Here is an 18498-nt window from a genome sequence, read left to right as displayed (position 1 = left end):
CGACAGGTTGTATCTCTACACCTGTATCTACCATTTTCAGGAATAGAACCATGCCATATCCATCTACCAATTCCTCATCTGCACTGACCAAAGAAGAGCAGAATAAATACACAAAATACAAAGATAGTAGTGATTTTACTGAAATTGATACATCCACCACAGATAACGTCAACGATTTACACTACGCCACCGAAGAACTATTAGATGCCTTACCTCGAATTTGGACTCGTGGTGTCTTTTATGCTCTACTCGGCTTTGCTATCCTCGCCTTACCCTGGGCAACCTTCTCAAAAGTAGACGAGACAGGAAGCGCCAGAGGACGAATCGAACCTCAAGGTGCAACCCAAAAATTAGACTCTCAAGTTGGTGGGAGTGTCAAAAATGTCAAGGTAAAAGAAGGGGGCACTGTCAAAGCAGGACAGGTTTTACTCGAACTGGAGTCTGATGTTTTACAGACAGAACTTCAGCAAGCCGAGGCAAAGCTTTCTGGGCTGTTAAATCAAAGGGCACAGTTAGATGTTTTGAAAAACCAACTACAGTTAACCCTTAGCACTCAGGAACAGCAAAACCAATCCCAAGCCTTAGAAAAACTCTCCCAAGTGAGCCAGGCAAAACAAAACCTAGATGCCAAACAGAGCATTTATAATCTCCAAAAATTAGAAAAACAAGCATTAGTCAATCAAGTCGAACAACAAATTAGCACCTTTGGAAATGACCAAAAGTCAGCCGCAAGTCGTTTGCAGATAGATTCCAGACAAGTGCAACGCTTTAGTCAACTCCTCAAAGATGGTGCTGTTTCTGCAACCCAAATTGACGAACTGATTAAACAAGAACAAGAAAGCAAACGACTTTATGAAAAGGGGAAATCTGACGTTAAACAAGCAAAATTGCGCCTAACTGAAGAACAAAGCCGCTACCAAGCAACCATGAGCCAATTACAGGCTGATATTGAGCAAGCAAAACTGCGACTCCAAGAAGAACAAAACAGTTATCAAAGCCTACTCCAAACAGGTAAACTAGCAATTTTAAAAAATCAGCAACAACTCAAAGACTTACAATCCCAAATCACCGGACTACAATCCCAAATTCTCCAAACTAAAAGCGAAATCACATCCCTAAAGATACAGTTACAGCAGAGAATAGTGCGATCGCCCATTGATGGGGTAATTTTTGAATTGCCATTCAGCAAGCCGGGAGCAGTTGTACAACCTGGACAACGAATTGCTCAAGTTGCTCCCAAAAATGCCGACGTTATTCTCAAAGCCAATATGCCCATACAAGATAGTGGTTTCCTCAAAGTGGGAATGCCAGTCAAAGTCAAATTTGATGCCTATCCCTACCAGGAGTATGGCATTGTCCAAGGGAAAGTTAGTTGGGTTTCCCCCGACTCAAAAGTGGAGCAAACACCCCAGGGAAATACTGAAAGTTATGAATTAAAAATTACCTTAGAGCGGCAGTATGTTGAGAATGGGGAAAAACGTATTCCCTTAAGCGCTGGACAAACTGCAAATGCCGAAGTAATAATTCGTCAGCGTCGGATAATTGACTTTGTTTTAGACCCATTTAAAAAATTGCAAAAAGGCGGTTTAGAAATGTAGGGTGCGTTATGGAGAGAGGTTCTTTGCATTCCAATTCTCATCTACCAAATCCACAGGAGCAAGATAATGCATCCAATTGAGCTAATGAGAAAATATAGCTGGTCTTACCACAAACTTGCTTTAGAGTTTGGAGTGTCAGAAGCTGAAGCGAGGCGATGGGGATTTAGAAAAACTGCTACCAACTACCGAAATCCGCCGTTAATGGCTTACAAACTTGCAGAAAAAATTGATCAGGAATTATCAACTATGTTTGCATCTGTATAGCATCACTGAAAAACTCAGAACCCCGGCTTCTCCAATAAGTTCGGGGTAGATGCATCGTCATCAAAGAAATTCAGTTATTCTTCTGTGTCAAATACAACACCTTCATACAAGAGTGCGATCGCAAACTCAAATTCAATACTTGATAAAGTAATCATATCTCCAGCAGTGTAGGGATAATAAAGCCACATTCTTCCCTCGCCCCGAGAGTAACGTTCCACGGAAATTGTTTCGGAATCTATCAATAAATATTCTTGTAAAGAGGGCATTTTCAGGTAATTAGTGAATTTTTCCCCCCGATCTTTCGCACTTGTACCAGGTGAAAGAACTTCGGCAATTATTTTTGGGTTCTGAATAAATTTACGGGCATTCAGGTCTAGAGGGTCGCAGCTAACGATCACATCAGGATAATAGTAAGGACTTTGAGGACTAAGTTGCACCTTTACATCCGACACATTGACTCGACAACCTTTAGCACGTAGATGTGGGTATAAAGCTCTGTAAAAATTAAGTGCAATATCATTATGGGGTATTGTACCACCTGTCATTGCAAAGACTTCGCCATTGACATATTCATAACGAAGGTCTTGCTGGGGTTCCCATTCGAGATATTCCTCGATGGTCATTTTTTGCGGTTGTTGGGGGATGGCTACCATAGCAAGATTTTTCCAGTTTGTTTTAATTTTAGCGAATCAGGCAGAATACAATACTGGTTCTTTATCTTGAATTCTGGTAATAATTATTGTCTAATTTCATACTTCAATTCACAATAGCACCATTGTTACTACCAAAGTGACCTAGACCCCACTTGCAAATAGAGCTTTAATGAGATGAGTGTAACCAAATTCTAATTTTTGGTTATAAACAATTGACTGAAAGCCTAATATTTAATATTGGAGAATCTACAATGTTTCACAACACAAGTAGTTTGGCAATTTTAGACCTAAACGAAAGTTTTTTGACGGATTTAGTATCAGAGAATGAATCAATGATGGTATCTGGTGGCAGTAGCAAGAGTAAAGACAAAGACAAAAAAGATGATAAAAAAAGCAAAAGCAAAAGCAAAGACAAAGATGGAGATATTACGATTATCAACAACAACTACATTACCGTAATTGTTGATGCTTATGCTTTTGCAAACTCAGGAAAGCCAGCATTAAGCTATCATTGATTAATTGTTATTCAGTAAATTCATGAACTGCTAAAACTATCACAATCGACTAAAGAATAGAGATTGAAATGGTTAATGTTTCAATCTCCATTCTAATAATATTGTATTCTTATGATTTAATTATGACTAATCAGTTATCATTAATTTTTCTCCGCATCTCCTTGTCTTCCCATCCCCGCATCAGTTTTATCGTAAGTATTTAAGCGAATCTAATATTGGAGGGTTAAGATTATGCCCGAACATCTGAATATTTCGATTTCAGATATCATTCACAGGCTCAAACTATCTTGTCAAATCCCTGATGTTGTCAAAGCTATAACGTCTCAAAAAATTATTACCGAAGCAGCCCAGGAAGCTAATATTGAGGTGACAGAAGCTGAATTGCAGGCAGAAGGGGATAAACTGCGCTTAGAGAAAAAACTCGTTACAGCTAAAGACACCTGGGCTTGGTTAGACAAACACCATTTATCTGTAAGAGATTTTGAAGAATTAGTCTATAACAGCCTCATTTCTAAGAAGTTGGCGAATTATCTTTTTTCGGCTCAAGTCGAAAAGTTCTTCTATGACAACCGAATAGATTATGATGCTGCTGTCACCTACGAAGTCATTTTTGAAAATAGAGATTTAGCATTAGAACTTTTTTATGCTCTGGAAGAAGGGGAAACTACCTTTCCAGAAATCGCTCGTTTGTATATTCAAGATATAGAACTGCGCCGTACTTATGGCTATCAAGGAATACGACACCGGAAAGACTTTCGCCCAGAGATTGCTGCGGCTATATTCGCGAGTTCTCCACCCGGAATTCTCAAGCCAATTACTACACCAAAGGGGGTGTATTTAGTTTGGGTGGAAGAAATTATTCAACCCGAACTAGATGATAATTTACGAGAAAAAATTATTTCTGAATTATTTGCGAATTGGTTAAAGCAACAAGTGGAGGCAATGGTAATGAATATTCAGTTAGATTTAGATACTAATTTGCAATCACAAGAGCAACTAGTGAAGCAGGTTTAATAGAGCTATTATTTTATTTTTTACATGGAATATTTTATGAATAAAATACTTAATTAATAAACACAAGAAACAATATCTTCAGACCTCATCTGAGCAATTATTTACATGATGTTGCTCAGGTTTTTGTGTGTTTTTATCTTTGATAAGATTGGCTGATTTGATAATTAAAAATACGACAATCTTTATGAGTAATTTTTATTATAAAAAAGGCATCAAATCTATTGACTTTTTATCTGAATTCGCTAAAGTATAAATGTGAGTAAAAGCAAATAACTCACAAACAAATTCCCAAAGATCATTTAAGTAATTCTCAGGAGAAACCCAATGATTATTTCAGATTTAAACCTTTTGGAAACTGTTGAAGCTACTAATGTTGTTGGTGGCAAAGGTTTTGATATCGATGCTAAAGCCAAATTCAAAAAGGATGTTGACACAAATGTTAAGTCGAAAATCGATAGCGAAGTCAAATCTATAGTGAAAATTGTTGGCAACGCTGCTATTGCTAATGCCGGTGCAGATGCTAATGGTAAAAACACCTTCACTGAAACCTTCACTTATGGTCAAGTAGAAGAAGGTAAGAAGTCTGAGAGCGTATCCCAGTCTACTGCTGCTACCGTTGGCTTCAGATACTACTACTAACGTAAGTCTGCTTTGTAAGATAATTTATCAAGTATCTTCTCCTCAATAATAATGAGATGAGAGCTTGACAAAATCGTCCAAAAGTCTAAATAAATTGCTGAAAGTTTGAAAAAACTTTCAGCAATTACTTAAGTTAAAAAGGTTTAGTTATGGGCAGATTAAAAATTGGCGATCTTAGCTTTTGTGAAATAGCTAATACTACCGAAGTTAAAGGTGGATTTTTTTCTGAATCGACGATTGATTTATTCGATTTCTTAAAACAATCTATTATTCCGACATTTCAAAAAGAATCTTCTGAGGAAAAAGATGACTTTGTGGATGAAACTTTTCGTGATGAAAGTGGAAATTATTACGGTCGTCGGCTATTAAGTAAAGATGGGAGAAAACGAATTTATTCACTGATTAGTAACAGAGATGGTGTTAGGACTGCCGTATCTTTGACGACTGTTAGTAGTTAATACCTAAATTTACAAAAATCGGTGTTAAAGTTATGAGTCAGCATAAAGTTGTTGTCAAACGTATAGTCTCACCTGATGGGAAAGTGATTGCTGAATCTAAAAGTATAGTCTCAACATCTGGTAATAGTGAAGATAAGACTGTTCAAAATGTTTCTGTGAACATTTCATCTAGTAATAGCTCTAGTAGTTCTTCATCTAGTTCTAGCAGCAGTTCATCAGCATCTAGTTCTTCTAGCAGTTATTCAGTGTAGAGCTTGCAATTAAAAAATATCTCAAATTTATCACGCAGCAAAAAGTGATATTGAGTTACATAAAGCTCCCATTAATTGGGCTAAATTATTTTTTCTTATTCTCTTACTGAATTTACTTGGTGGACAAATTTTTTGTAGTGAGGAATCTGTGAGAAATTTCTTAATCATCTCCGACTTAAGTTATTTACAGTCTATTAATAACAGCAGTCTGTTAGTAGGTGGTGCTTACGCTGGTGCTGTTACTACTACAAAAACCAGTCAGGGATTTGCCACTGCTGGCGCTGGAGCAGTTGCTATTGGTGAGACTACTTATACTTATACTAAGACTAAGGCAACGGTTAAAAATCGTGGTAGCCTTGACTATAGTAGAGCTGATGCAACAGCCTTAGCTTATGCAAGAACTGGAAACAAAATTGCCTCATCTAGGGATAGAAATACTTCAATTTCACTGTATTTGACTAATCCTTAAATAGCTTTACCCAGGGTAGTAAATATCAAAACTGCGATCGCTCACTATCAATAATCCATCTCTATGTATCCAAAATTGGCAGAAGCCCAATACAACTTGAGTCTAAATAAATAAATGTGAGAAATTACAAAATAATTCCTCACCTTTAAATTCCCAAAAATAATTTAGTAATTACCGGGACAACCTCTCATTTACCATCCAAAACTAGAAGACCACAAGGAAAAGGGTTACATGACTTTTATTCCCTTCATCTTTGCCCTGGCTCTAACTTGCTTAATGTCTCTAATAAACAAGAATCGGTAGGACAATCATGGATCGTTATCGAGTTGTGGTTAAACGGATAGTTTCACCCAGAGGAATAATCATATCTGAGGCGAAAAGCATTGTCAAGTAATCTAGCGATGTTAAAAGTGAAATTAGTCAAAGTCTTTTCTAAATAAGGAGCAAATAATACTATGTCTCTAGAAATTTTAGAGAAAGTCAAAGACTTCCTCATCAAACTAGTCAAAGACGAATCTTTCCGCACTCAATTAATGAGCGAGAAAGTCGAAGAAGTAAAAAATGCTTTAGATAATGCTGGCTATAATTTTTCTCCAGATGAATTTGAAAAAGCCACTATCAGAATATTAGAATTAAAAGAATTAGGCGAGTTTGAAGACCTCACAGAAGAAGAATTAGTGGGTGCTGTCGGTGGTTTAAGATATGCTTATCCTCCTCCAGAATATCCGAAACATCCTCCCTACCCCAGACCATTTCCAAAACCATCCCCTAAACCTTTTCCCAAGCCAATCCATCCACAACCTCTATATGGCATAGTGCTTGATCCACCTGTACAAGCACTGTATGGGGTAGTTGTACCAAACGACTTACCTACGAAGTAGTTAAGCAGTAAAGTGCTGGATGAGAGTTCAAGTATTAAAGAATCAAATAGTTGAAAAAAAAGATTGATTATGATGAAGATTGCAGACTTATCCTATTTAGAAAATGCTCCAGAAAACAAATTACTTATAGGTGGTGCTAGTGGCACTATAGGGGCTGAAGCTTCGGCTGGAGGAGCTAATTCTCTGGCTTTAACTGATACAGATTTAACACTCAAAACAAAGAAGAACGGTGGTTCTAAACTCAAGGGCACAGGATTTGCTCTTGCTATTGGTGAAAACCCTGAAACTAATGTCTATTATAGTCTTGAAGGCTTTGATAAAGTGAAAGTCAAAACTTTTGATAAACAAGGAGCCAACTATGATTTGGAGATTATGAGGATAAAAGCGATTGATAAGCCGAATAAATAGATATCTCCGAAAAAGAATGTAGAGACACGTAGTTTGTCACCAGGGTAATTTCGTCTCTCTACAAGGGTTCTGGGTAGTGAAATAGAGAAATCAGCCATGTCATATAGCCGCACCAGTTACGCAGTTTGGGAAATCACCCTAAAATGCAATCTTGCTTGTAGCCATTGTGGTTCCCGCGCAGGTAATACACGCACCAAAGAACTCTCTACAGAGGAAGCATTGAACCTTGTTCAACAAATGGTAGAAGTCGGAATCAAAGAAGTCACCCTCATTGGTGGTGAGGCATTTCTGCGTCCAGATTGGCTAGAAATTGCCCAAGCTATTACCCAAGCCGGAATGCTGTGCGGTATGACTACTGGTGGCTATGGCATTACCCTAGAAACAGCACAGAGGATGAAAGTCGCAGGAATTCGTACAGTCTCTGTTTCCATCGATGGCTTGGAATCAACTCACGATCGCTTGCGGGGGAGAAAAGGCTCTTGGAAATATGCTTTTAAAACCATGAGTCACCTGCGGGAAGCGGGTATTGCTTTTGGTTGCAACACCCAAATTAACCGCCTCTCAGCCCCAGAATTCCCCCATATCTACGAGTGTATTCGTGATGCTGGCGCTCGTGCTTGGCAGATTCAACTCACGGTTCCGATGGGGAATGCTGCTGACAACGCAGACATACTTTTACAACCCTATGAATTATTAGATATTTACCCAATGTTAGCCCGCGTTGCCCGTCGTGCCTATCGAGAGGGTGTGCAACTCCAGGCTGGGAATAATATTGGTTACTACGGTCCCTATGAGCGGCTATTACGGGGTAGGGGAAATGAGCATGAATTCTCTTTCTGGCAAGGCTGCGGTGCTGGACTTTCTACTTTGGGAATCGAGGCTGACGGAGCTATCAAAGGTTGTCCCTCTTTACCGACAACAGCTTATACAGGTGGTAATATCAGAGACAAAAGCCTCAGGGATATAGTTGAAAATGCGGAGGAGTTACGTTTTAATTTGGGAGCCGGAACATCCGAAGGGACAAAACACCTGTGGGGTTTTTGTAAAACCTGTGAATATGCAGAACTTTGTCGTGGGGGTTGCAGTTGGACGGCTCATGTATTCTTTGACAAGCGAGGTAATAATCCTTACTGTCATCATCGCGCTCTTGTTCATGCAGAGCAAGGTGTGAGGGAGCGGGTAGTTCCGAAAGTCAGAGCGCAAGGACTTCCCTTTGATAATGGGGAATTTGAACTCATTGAGGAGCAGATAAATATTCCTTTGCCAGAAAACGATCCATTACAGTTTAGTGATGACAGCATCCAATGGTCAGAAAGTTGGCGGAATGAAGCTTTTGTACTAAAAGAAACGCATTTGGTTTAGAATTTTAAATATTTTTACTGATGGAATAAGTAATAGACTATGGCGGAAAATTCAGAAACTCCTCAAGTTCAAGAAGAAATGACTATCTCGGAATTCTCGCCAGATGAATTAGAGAAAACACCTCTGCTTCCTCGCTCCGCTTGGCGTAGTCAAGTAACTTATTTAAAAATACTTTTAAAAACAAAGCAAATCTTAGATCAAGTCGGTAGGTACGATTAAGTGCTTAGGCAAAATTAAATAAATAATCGGACAGAATTAATTACACAATTTCATTACCTAGCTTGTTTCCCCGTGATGTTATTAATTAGAGCTAACTAGCGGAACCCTGTGCATCCGCAACCACTTGTTTTTGATTGGGTTGGTGTGGGTTCCTTAATCGAGGGATTTGCTAGCCCTGTAGATTGTGGTGTCATTTAATTTCGCGAATGTCGGGTACTTATACTGCGCCACGGTGGGAGAATTTGAGATTTCAGATTTGGATTTTGGATTTTCCAAAACATATCTAATACCAAATGCCTAGAGTGAAGAAAGGAAATCGCGCCTGAGACTCACATTGTCCTGTTGGAACTAACCCAAAGGTGGGTAAGTATACGGCAGGCTGTAAAACCCTTATTTCTCGGCTGGTGTGTGTCAACGCTTGAGATGCGGGTGAAAAGTTATGTGGGTTCGTCAAAGCGCGATTTCTCCACAGGGGCATGGTGCTATCTCATCCCTCCACTCACTTTTACGTCCTTCGGCAATCAAATCTATTTATTAGGCTTGTTTGCTTGAGGGGCGCTTTAGTGATTGGCGATATAAGTTTTATATCAGCCAGGGTTGGTGAGGGCAGTCTATTCGTCTGGATAAGATTTATTGAATTTATTAAGTTTTGTACTCAAATCCCGAAACGCAGATATGGGAATAGTTAAAAGATTTGGAAAAAATTTTTTCGGGCGGGGGTACGAGTATTTCTGGGTGCAGCGACGAGTATTTATGGTGTTGGGGTTAAGTATTGTTGTACTCAGTTGGAATCCTTGCTAAATAAGGCTTTGAGGTGTATTTTTAAGTTTCGTTAAGCGTATTTGTTGTACTCGACTTAGGTTTATGTACTTAAGTTTATATGCTTGGGTTTATCTACTTGAGCTTATTGACTTGAGTTTATGTACCTGAGATGCGATCGCCTCTAATTCATTATATATATGTGGCTCGACATTTTTGAAATTACGCGAAGTTCAATACATTTAAACTTAATCGATTGTGCTAGTGAACGGCTGAACTCGCTGGCGCAGTATTAATCCAAAAATTTGCGAAATCCAATTCTGTAATCAACATATCATTTATTTTTTGCAAAAAAATCCAATTTATCTTTTTTTAATCTTTCAATTGTGAATATGTATTATTGTTGCGCTGACATAATCCTAATCAGGGTTTGCGTTAAAACGAGTATCGACATTATTGATATTAATTATTAACAAGCTTGTTTTTTGTTCACTTTGAACTGAAAGCCGATGGGGATGAAAGGCTGATGCAGCAGAGATTTCGCTGATTCAACTTTCCATCTTTTCCCGGACAAGTGGGATAAGTGGCTTATTTCAGGTGAGTAGTCGAGAAACCCCTCCCAAAGTTATCCCCCTCCGAAAAAGTGGAGAGGGAGCTAGCACTGTCAGTAGTACAGATATGCGATTAAAGGGTTTGTTTTCTGAACAGGCTACAGGAATACACCACAGTCCATCATCATTGATCTTGGGTTGCTTATTTGACACCTAATAATTCAACATCAAAAATTAGTGTGGCATTGGGAGGGATGGCATTACCAGCACCGGCTGCGCCATAACCTAAATTTGCGGGGATAATTAATTGACGACGACCGCCTACTTTCATTGTACTTAAACCTTCATCCCAACCTTTGATAACTTGCCCAGTACCGATCGCAAAATCAAAAGGTTCATTGCGATCGCGGGAGCTATCAAATTTAGTACCATTCTCTAAAGTGCCTGTGTAGTGAACGGTGACGGTTTGACCTGTTTTTGGTGTTGCGCCTGTACCGACTTTGAGGTCAACATATTTTAAGCCGGAGGGAGTGGTTACTGTTTTGTTGGAGCTACTTGGGGATGCTGTAGTGCTGGGCGTAGCGTTAGGAGATGCCGTAGTAGTTGCAGGGGATGTTGTTGGTGTTGCAGTCTCGGTTGATGCTGCTAATGATGGGCTGGCGGTTGTATCGGGGTTAGCGGATTGTTGAGTATCGCTGGTTTCGTTACAAGCTGCGATCGCACAGCAGATGATTGTTAGTCCTACACACCGTAAAATAGTTTTTAGCATCTATGCTTCTCTGTTGGGGTATCAGCCGAAATTTTTACAAGTTCCTAGTGTATACGAGAATATTCAAAATTGCCCAAAGTTATTTCATGAGTGATTTGCTAATTGCTGTTTTATTCCTTGAGCAATAGATAATACAATTCACCTTGATTAACGATCGCACCTGCTCTATCTCCGGCTTCTTTGCCAACACCAATGTAGTAATCAACTCTACCGGGACTTTTGATTGCGCCTCCTGTATCTTGATCGAGTACGTAACGACTAACAAGGCGCTGTTCAATTTTACTTTGATTAATTTTGTCTTTACTGATGAAGGGAAAAGGGGCACGAATGATTGCTAATGCTCCGGGAGGCATTAATGATTTATCTGTGGCGATCGACCTTTCGGGGGTAATTGCGACACTGAGACTACCGCTAGCGGGAGCGCCTTTGGTATCTTTAAAGAAGATAAATCGAGGATTTCGAGGTAAATAGTTATTTTGTTCGGCGGGATTTTTTTGTAAATAATTGATTACTTTTTCCAGGGTAATTCCCTCTTGTTCTAATTTGCCATCTTTGATTAATTCCTTACCCAAACTCACATAATCATGCTCAGTATTTCCGGCATAATTAATAGTTGTGCTGGTGCCATCGGCAAATTGCAGGACGGCAGAACCTTGGACTTGTGCAATAAAAGCATCCATTCGTGATTTTAACCAAAATAATTCTAAGCCCTTTAATTTACCTTTTCCTGCTTGTAAAGCGTCTGCACCTTCCAATTCTAAACGTGTGGGATGGGGTTTACTCCAAGTGGAAAAATCATCTGGTAAGCGGTAAATCGGATATTTGTATTCTGCGGTTGGTTTACGGCTCGCGGCGTAAATTGGTTTATAGTAACCTGTGAATAAAACAGTACCTTGATTATCAGAGCCAATAGATTTATAAAAGACAAATTCCTTGTTCACCTGCGTTTGTAATTCTTTTGCATTTGCGGAACTCACAACTAATTCGCGAAATCTTTTGAGACTTTTTTCAACACGCGATCGCGTAATTTCGGGAATAATATAACTTTGATAGGCTGTTGTTGCTGTTGATGTTTGCAAATAACTTAAACTATTATCAATTGCTTTGAGTAAATTCTCTTTATCCCCCTTTTCTCCAGCTTTACCCCATAGTTGATTGTCGAGGAAATAATTTTCATCTGCTGGTAATGATGTTTTTAATACTAAAGGTGGTGGAGTCGGGATTTTTTGTGTTTCTGTTGGTGTTGGTGTGGGATTTTCTGGGCTGATGCGTTGTTGAACTTGTTGTTGCTGATTACACGCTGACAGGGGTAAAAAACACAGAAATACAGTCAGGATTCTTTTAGGTATATTCAGGTAAAATCTAGTTTTCATTGGCTTAGTGGAAATTCTGCGATCGCACAGTTGCTAAAAGTCATAAAGTCATATTTGTAGTGATAGTCTGGAAAGTCAAGCAATTCTTAAGTAATATCATGTTCGGCTAATCACTTACAACTCAAATTTCTCCGCGTCTCCCTCTCTCTGTGTCAGTCTTAATCAAAAGTATTCAACTGGACATAAATATAAATTCCTAAATACAAAAAGAAGCAGGTAAAATTCCCGCCTCACAAAAATGACGATTAAAATTTCTCCGCGTCCCCGCGTCTCTAAGTCTCTGTGTCAGCCCTAATGATAAGTATTTAGCCAGACACGACATTACATATCAGCTAACCCATTTTTGTTAACTGAAACTCCCTTAATATGTTCATGTAAATTACAACAACGACACATTAATCTATACCCACCAGTGGATGCTGATTGAATCACAAACGGGCAACCAGGAATCACTGGAAGGTCTTTGAGACTGCGGTTTTCGTCTTTTGCAGCTAATGTGCGCTGAATACTAGTACCATGTATATTATCAAACTGTTGACGAACTCGTCTCCAGGCTAATTTTCCGCCTTCTTTGCCTGCGGGGTCTTCTTCCATTGGTTCGGGATATGCGGCTAAGGAAATTACATTCCAGTTGGCATCCATAACTAATGTACCACCTCCATAGACAGTAAATGCAGACATACCACCGAGAAAATCAGCTACCATTTGCGAATATTCATAAGTGTATTCGAGGTAGTGTTCGGTAATTTCTTGAATGGTGGTTGTTTTGCCTTGCTTGACTTTATCGATGCATCGGGTGGTGGTAATTAAGCGAGGCTTGAGGAAACGACTAACACCGGGAGGAATGCGTAATGCTTCCGCATTTTCAATGATTGCCCGGTTTAATGCCCGCGAATCTGAGTTTTGTAACTCTTTAAACACATCTCCAATCCCTTCAGGTGCCGTGAGGTCGAGTTTTTCATTCCACAGGTTGCGTGAGACAAAAACTTCTTTGGCGATGTCTCTAAATTTAGAGTCGTTGGGATAGACTTGTGCATCAGCTACGTAGATTAACCTCGCCAGCATTGGCATAGATAATGATGTGGGCGGTGTATAATGTAATGCCCGAATCAGCATTCCCTTCATCCAGCGCGTCACTTGGGATAAGGCGATCGCAAATTCGGGGAAGCCTGAGGGTCGAATGATTTCTACAAGTTTCTGCATAATTTCATAAATCGCCGCCGTCCAAACAGTCGATCGCACATGGGGTTCTTTGGGACTTGCGGGAGAATATTTTTCCCCTTCCAAAGCGGAACGCAAGTAAGGTATGGAAGCTCCAAAGATACCCACACCAAATTCCTCTGCCAGGTGGGAAAGTAAACTGGGGTGACGCATATCGCCACCTGTTTGCCGATAAATATGCTCGACGACACTGGGATATTGTAAAGCCGAGAACATCGCTAAAATATCGCTGAAGGACTCGTGTAAAGCCGATGTATCAATATCGGTGCTGTAGAGATATAAAGGACGGAAGGTATCGAGGATAGCATGTCCTAGTTCGTGCGCGACAATATCATGCGACAAACAAGTCCAAACTGGGGTGCGCCGGAAAGGAGAAGTAAAGTAACCAAAATTCAAAGAAGGATTCATCGGGTCGTAATATGCATTCATCCCTTCAAATGCATGGGGACGAACAATTAATGGACTCCCATCTTTCCAAGCTAAAGTATGACCAATTTCTTCTTCAACTAAATCTAATGTGCGATTCAGGACACTAAATACATTAACTTGATGAAATTCTGGATTATCAATTAAACCGTTTTTTTGGAAATGTTCAAAGGATAAATCTCCTTGTTTTGACCAATCTGAACTACTATAAACGGTTTCTCCTTTTTCATTAGTGTCACGAATTGTAAACCGACTGGAACCAGTTGCTAGTAAATAATCTTTTTCGAGAGGAAATAAATAATTATCGTGGAGTTTTGCCAAACTGGGGTCTTGTAAAAACATCCCCATTTTTTTGCTTGGAGGTAGGGGATTTTTAGCTGTGGAATCTTCTTTTTCGACAGTAATGGTAGAAACAGTTGATGTAGTATCCGATTTGCAATCAAGTTCAACATCTTGAGATGTTGATTTCTCTTTTTTAGCAGTAGCAGCTTTGGTTGTAGAAGTTGTTTTTTTAGTGGTACTGTTAACTTTTGCCGATGCTGGGGGTGTTGTCTCGGCGATACTTTGGGAAACTTCTGGCTGAACCACTTCCTCTACAACTATTGTTGTCTCAGGAGCTTGTGTATCAACAGTTTTTTTACTTGCAGTGGCTTTACTTGCTGTTTGTTTAGTTTTTCCAATTTTCGCAGTTTTTGTGGCGATCGGTTGAATTTCTTCGGCTGTTACTTGTGTGTTAGCTATAGTTGCAGACACTGATTCTGTTTGATTTGTTGCAGTAGCTGTTGTTTCTGCTTCGATTGATTCAGCTATAGATGTATTTTTTTTTGCAGTCGCTTGCTTTTTTTTTGCTGCTATTGTTCTGCTGGTAGATGGATTTTTTCTAGCTATAGGTCTCTTTCGCTCTGCCATATTTACGTATCCTCTTATAGTATTCTTTTTTGCTAGATAAACCGCTCGATTCTATCATCAACAACGATTTAAATGTCAAAAAAAATACTTAATTGTTGCAGAAGATGTCAAAAATGTAACAATTACTCAATATCTTTGCTAACGGCTAGCTATTAACTGTTAACAAGGTTTAGTTTCAGCAATATTAAGGAATGAGAATTTAATAACCTACAACTTCCGATTTGATTGAGAATGGTGCGTTAAACTCCGCTTTTCTTGAATGCCGTAAGGCTATACAGCACCCTACTTTTGTAATTTATTTAATCCCCATTCCTACTTCAGTAACGAATTCATCACTCAGAGACCATTTATAAAGTAAATATTAAGGATAGTCGTGCAGGAAAAACCCGGCTTCTCATCAAAAAGTCAGATGATGCTTGATACTTAAATCGAAGAAACCTGGTTTCTTTGGTCTTAAGGTTTACTTTATACATAGCCGTGATGAATTCATCATTCAGCCAGCAACTGGCAAATAAATAGGGGCAGATTTTACATCCACCCCCGTTTTTTCCGTTATTTTTTCTGGTACACATCGTCCAACAGCTGCGGCAATAGGTTTGATGCTTTCAACTAATGCCACCATTTCCTCTAAAGACAGTGCTTGTTGAGCATCGGAAACTGATTTTTCCGGTACGGGATGACATTCAATAATTAACCCATCTGCACCACATGCGACTGCTGCACGGGCGACAGGTGCAACGAGTTCGCGCCTACCAACGGCGTGGGATGGGTCTACAATCACTGGTAAGTGGGTAATTTGTTTGAGTGCGGCAACTGCACCCAAGTCAAGAACATTGCGAGTGTAGTTGTCGAAACTGCGAATACCGCGTTCACACAGGACAACATCAGGATTCCCGTGGCTCAGGATATATTCACCTGCCATCACAAATTCCTCAATGGTGGCTGCTAACCCGCGTTTGAGCAGGATAGGTTTACCAGCTTGTCCTAATTCCTTGAGTAAATCGAAATTTTGCATGTTGCGGCTACCTACTTGCAGCATATCAGCATGGGTCGCGATCGCTTCTATTTGGGAAATTGCCATGACTTCAGTGACAACAGGAAGATTGTAACGCGATCGCACTGCTGTTAAAATTTCTAATCCGGCTTCTCCCATTCCTTGGAAAGCGTAGGGAGAAGTGCGGGGTTTGTAAACACCACCCCGTAAAGCTTGAATCGATGGATGGAGTGTATTGGCGATAATTTCCATTTGTTCCAGGCTTTCGACTGTGCAGGGTCCCCCAATCACGATTAATTCCTTGCCACCTATGGCTACAGTATCGGTAAGTTTGACGATGGTTTGGTGTTGGGGGTTGGATTTGTGGGCTAGTTTGGCGTTTTTCATTTTGGTTATTTGTTAGTTGTTGTAGTTGTGGTTGTGACTGTTAATGATTGATAGGAACTAATAAAAAAGCCCGGAACGCTAAGTTTCCGGGCTGGGATAGTTCGTTTGCACGACTTTCGCTCGACCCGGAGGACTTCCGAACCAAAAATAAAAACCGTAAAACCAGCTATTGGGGTAAATCATAATGAATGGAATCAGAGGATAATAGGTAATGGGACTAAAAAGCAAAAAACCGCAGAGTTTGCGCTCTGCGGTTCACCAGGCGGTTTTCGTGCGGAAAACCTGACTCACTCCCGGTGAACCGCTCTAAACCAAAAATAGAAGTAGTAAGTTTTGCTGAGATTCATTGAACTTATTGCTGAAGAAATCTAGAATTATATGTTTAATCCAAAACTAACAGAGTCGGCTAACTATGTCAATATTAAGTAAAGAGAAAAATGCAAGTATAAATTGCAGAAATTATTATCCAAATACTGAGCTTGAAAGTTGCGATCGCTCCCTCATCTCTATATGAACTGATGTGATTACCTTGATTGAAGTCTCACGATTGGGATAATACTTAATTGATGCTAGGGAGATTGATATTCTTAATTTGAATTTAATGATTTATTCCGGATAATCACTTATTAGTAAACTCTTATTAACTAGTCAATACTTGAGAAGTCGCTACGTGTACAGCAATTATGAAGTCAAGTCCAAAAATTTTATCAACATCGTTTAATTATGACGGCGATTATCCCTGTCCTGTTTGCCGTGTGGGTAAAATTTCCCATATGCCAATGATGGAGGCAATGTCCTGTGATTTTTGCCAGCAGATTTTTACCGTCAATATTGAGCAACAACAATTGAAAATGCCTTCCCGTCAACCCCCTTTAGTATGGCGTTGGAATGGTTTTCATTGGACAGAAACCCAACTTGAAGGTGTTGAATTTGGTTGGGGTTATGTTGTTGCTGCCCTAGCTTTTGTAATTTTACCTACAAGTTTAATTAGTATTGTCGCTTATAATTTTCCTCCTTCCCCACAGGCTCCCTTAACCTGGGTTCCTTACTTGTGGGCAGCTTTAACATTTATCTCCCACTTCACGATTATTTTATGGCTATTTATAGAGGTATACCAAATTCCAATTCGGGCATACTTAAGAGCAATACGCGAACGTCTATTATTTAGATAAAAAGGGAGATGAAAACAAATAGAAAGGATAACCACAATTTCCTCAGCCCAATTTGCGAATGCAATTAGTCATAAAAAAACTCGACAATAATTGTAATTCGCATAATATTAGAAAAATTTGTCGAAAAAAACACAGATAGAGGGCGACATCGCTCATAATTAAGTTGGTTAAAAATAAAACGTCTTATGAGAGAGCTGGAGCGGTATTACAGAGTATTAGAACTGGAGCCTGGAGCTTCTCTTGATGAAGTCAATCAGGCTTACAAGGATTTAGCTTTTGTATGGCATCCAGACCGTATGCCGCAGGATAACGATCGCCTGAAAGAAAAAGCTCTATTAAAATTACAGCAAATTAACGAAGCACGCGAAAAATTGCGATCGCACAAAGCTCGTTTGCACGTATCTTCAACGAGAACTTCTTCGCAATCTGTATCAAAACCAACGTCATCACCAACCACTACCTACAGAGCTGCGCCCCATACTCAGACGACATCGAGACAAGCCTCTGCGCCTCCCCCACCCCCTTCTTCCCCACCTCCATCCTCTCCATCCCCATCCTATTCAACCCAATCGACTTCCCCACAACCACGAAAACCACCTGAACCAAGTTACCAACCACCAAAACCCCATCCCGATTTGAGTGGTAAGGATTATAGTGGCGCAAATCTGAGTAATCGCGATTTTTCGGGGCGGAATATGAGCTATGCAAATTTGAAGGGTGCAAATCTGAGCGATACATTTATGCACAAAGTCAATTTGCATGGTGCGGATTTATCGGAAGCTAATTTATTTCGGGCAAATTTACTGTTAGCTGACTTACGCGAAGCAAATTTACAGTCTGCAAATCTGATTGGAGCCGATTTAAGCGGTGCTGACTTGCGCGGGGCAGATTTACGTGGTGCCAGGGTGATGATCGGCGATCGCGTTCAAGTTAAACTTATTGGTGCTTTGCTAAATGGTGCAATTATGCCCGATGGCTCAATTCACGAGTAACTTTTAACTATAATTCTAGAAAATTCTCCTGTTGCTACACTTATAGCAAAATACACATACAATTTTGCACCATAAAAACATTACAGTTACAGATAATGTTTCTATGGTGCTTATTCAACCTCAGGCATACCGTTTCTCCAAAATCTGGCAACAGATGAATATCCGTGTCTCTCCATCTGTGCCTCCCCGCGTCATCATCTGTTATTTTCTTTTG

19 protein-coding genes are annotated in these 18498 nt (G+C 39.8%); 14 read left to right on the top strand and 5 right to left on the bottom strand.

Annotated elements, in window-relative coordinates; all coding sequences use genetic code 11:
- Positions 1-50 precede the first annotated feature (50 nt).
- Both VB733_RS18145 and VB733_RS18140 read left to right on the top strand, forming a co-directional pair.
- Positions 51-1598 (top strand): HlyD family efflux transporter periplasmic adaptor subunit, encoded by a 1548-nt coding sequence (locus tag VB733_RS18145; protein ID WP_323341466.1) that lies wholly within the window; start codon positions 51-53, stop codon positions 1596-1598.
- A gap of 66 nt (positions 1599-1664) precedes the next feature.
- Complete coding sequence (locus VB733_RS18140) at positions 1665-1862, top strand: hypothetical protein (RefSeq protein WP_323341465.1); 198 nt, start codon at positions 1665-1667, stop codon at positions 1860-1862.
- 74 nt (positions 1863-1936) lie between these two features.
- Here VB733_RS18140 and VB733_RS18135 read toward each other — a convergent pair whose 3' ends face one another.
- Entirely contained in the window at positions 1937-2515 is a 579-nt protein-coding gene (locus tag VB733_RS18135; protein ID WP_323341464.1) for a Uma2 family endonuclease, read from the bottom strand.
- A 251-nt stretch (positions 2516-2766) separates the two neighbouring features.
- Here VB733_RS18135 and VB733_RS18130 point away from each other — a divergent pair, with 251 nt between their 5' ends.
- From VB733_RS18130 to VB733_RS18085, 10 genes are all read left to right on the top strand, one after another.
- Positions 2767-3030 carry a hypothetical protein gene (locus VB733_RS18130; protein ID WP_323341463.1) on the top strand — a complete coding sequence of 88 codons (264 nt, stop codon included), beginning with the start codon at positions 2767-2769 and terminating at the stop codon, positions 3028-3030.
- Positions 3031-3261: 231 nt separating this feature from the next.
- Positions 3262-4044 (top strand): peptidylprolyl isomerase, encoded by a 783-nt coding sequence (locus VB733_RS18125; RefSeq protein WP_323341462.1) that lies wholly within the window; start codon positions 3262-3264, stop codon positions 4042-4044.
- Between the two features lie 324 nt (positions 4045-4368).
- Complete coding sequence (locus VB733_RS18120; protein WP_323341461.1) at positions 4369-4683, top strand: hypothetical protein; 315 nt, start codon at positions 4369-4371, stop codon at positions 4681-4683.
- A gap of 149 nt (positions 4684-4832) precedes the next feature.
- The gene (locus VB733_RS18115; RefSeq protein ID WP_323341460.1) at positions 4833-5141 is read left to right on the top strand and encodes a hypothetical protein; all 309 of its coding nucleotides are present in this window, start codon (positions 4833-4835) and stop codon (positions 5139-5141) included.
- 32 nt (positions 5142-5173) lie between these two features.
- Positions 5174-5392 (top strand): hypothetical protein, encoded by a 219-nt coding sequence (locus VB733_RS18110; protein WP_323341459.1) that lies wholly within the window; start codon positions 5174-5176, stop codon positions 5390-5392.
- Positions 5393-5540: 148 nt separating this feature from the next.
- On the top strand, positions 5541-5861 hold the full coding sequence (locus VB733_RS18105; RefSeq protein ID WP_323341458.1) for a TonB-dependent receptor: 321 nt from the start codon (positions 5541-5543) through the stop codon (positions 5859-5861).
- Positions 5862-6316: 455 nt separating this feature from the next.
- Positions 6317-6742 carry a Nif11-like leader peptide family RiPP precursor gene (locus VB733_RS18100; RefSeq protein ID WP_323341457.1) on the top strand — a complete coding sequence of 142 codons (426 nt, stop codon included), beginning with the start codon at positions 6317-6319 and terminating at the stop codon, positions 6740-6742.
- A 69-nt stretch (positions 6743-6811) separates the two neighbouring features.
- A complete protein-coding gene (locus VB733_RS18095; RefSeq protein ID WP_323341456.1) occupies positions 6812-7150 on the top strand; it encodes a hypothetical protein in 339 nt (112 codons plus the stop codon).
- Between the two features lie 96 nt (positions 7151-7246).
- Positions 7247-8512 (top strand): nif11-class peptide radical SAM maturase 3, encoded by a 1266-nt coding sequence (locus VB733_RS18090; protein WP_323341455.1) that lies wholly within the window; start codon positions 7247-7249, stop codon positions 8510-8512.
- A 39-nt stretch (positions 8513-8551) separates the two neighbouring features.
- Complete coding sequence (locus VB733_RS18085) at positions 8552-8731, top strand: hypothetical protein (RefSeq protein WP_323341454.1); 180 nt, start codon at positions 8552-8554, stop codon at positions 8729-8731.
- Between the two features lie 1512 nt (positions 8732-10243).
- Here VB733_RS18085 and VB733_RS18080 read toward each other — a convergent pair.
- The 4 genes from VB733_RS18080 to aroF form a co-directional block, all read right to left on the bottom strand.
- The gene (locus VB733_RS18080; protein WP_323341453.1) at positions 10244-10810 is read right to left on the bottom strand and encodes an FKBP-type peptidyl-prolyl cis-trans isomerase; all 567 of its coding nucleotides are present in this window, start codon (positions 10808-10810) and stop codon (positions 10244-10246) included.
- A gap of 110 nt (positions 10811-10920) precedes the next feature.
- The gene (locus VB733_RS18075) at positions 10921-12183 is read right to left on the bottom strand and encodes a murein transglycosylase A (protein ID WP_323341452.1); all 1263 of its coding nucleotides are present in this window, start codon (positions 12181-12183) and stop codon (positions 10921-10923) included.
- Positions 12184-12504: 321 nt separating this feature from the next.
- A complete protein-coding gene (locus VB733_RS18070; RefSeq protein WP_323341451.1) occupies positions 12505-14739 on the bottom strand; it encodes a hypothetical protein in 2235 nt (744 codons plus the stop codon).
- A 493-nt stretch (positions 14740-15232) separates the two neighbouring features.
- Complete coding sequence (gene aroF, locus VB733_RS18065; protein WP_323341450.1) at positions 15233-16120, bottom strand: 3-deoxy-7-phosphoheptulonate synthase; 888 nt, start codon at positions 16118-16120, stop codon at positions 15233-15235.
- A gap of 683 nt (positions 16121-16803) precedes the next feature.
- On the opposite strand from aroF, the gene VB733_RS18060 reads away from it, so the two are divergent.
- A complete protein-coding gene (locus tag VB733_RS18060; protein ID WP_096612982.1) occupies positions 16804-17292 on the top strand; it encodes a hypothetical protein in 489 nt (162 codons plus the stop codon).
- 185 nt (positions 17293-17477) lie between these two features.
- On the top strand, positions 17478-18284 hold the full coding sequence (locus VB733_RS18055; protein WP_323341449.1) for a pentapeptide repeat-containing protein: 807 nt from the start codon (positions 17478-17480) through the stop codon (positions 18282-18284).
- The last annotated feature ends 214 nt before the right edge of the window (positions 18285-18498 follow it).

This window comes from Calothrix sp. UHCC 0171 (assembly GCF_034931845.1).
GTDB lineage: Bacteria > Cyanobacteriota > Cyanobacteriia > Cyanobacteriales > Nostocaceae > Brunnivagina.
The sequence above is the reverse complement of the archived record's forward strand: the minus strand, read 5'-3'. Positions and strand labels throughout refer to the sequence as shown.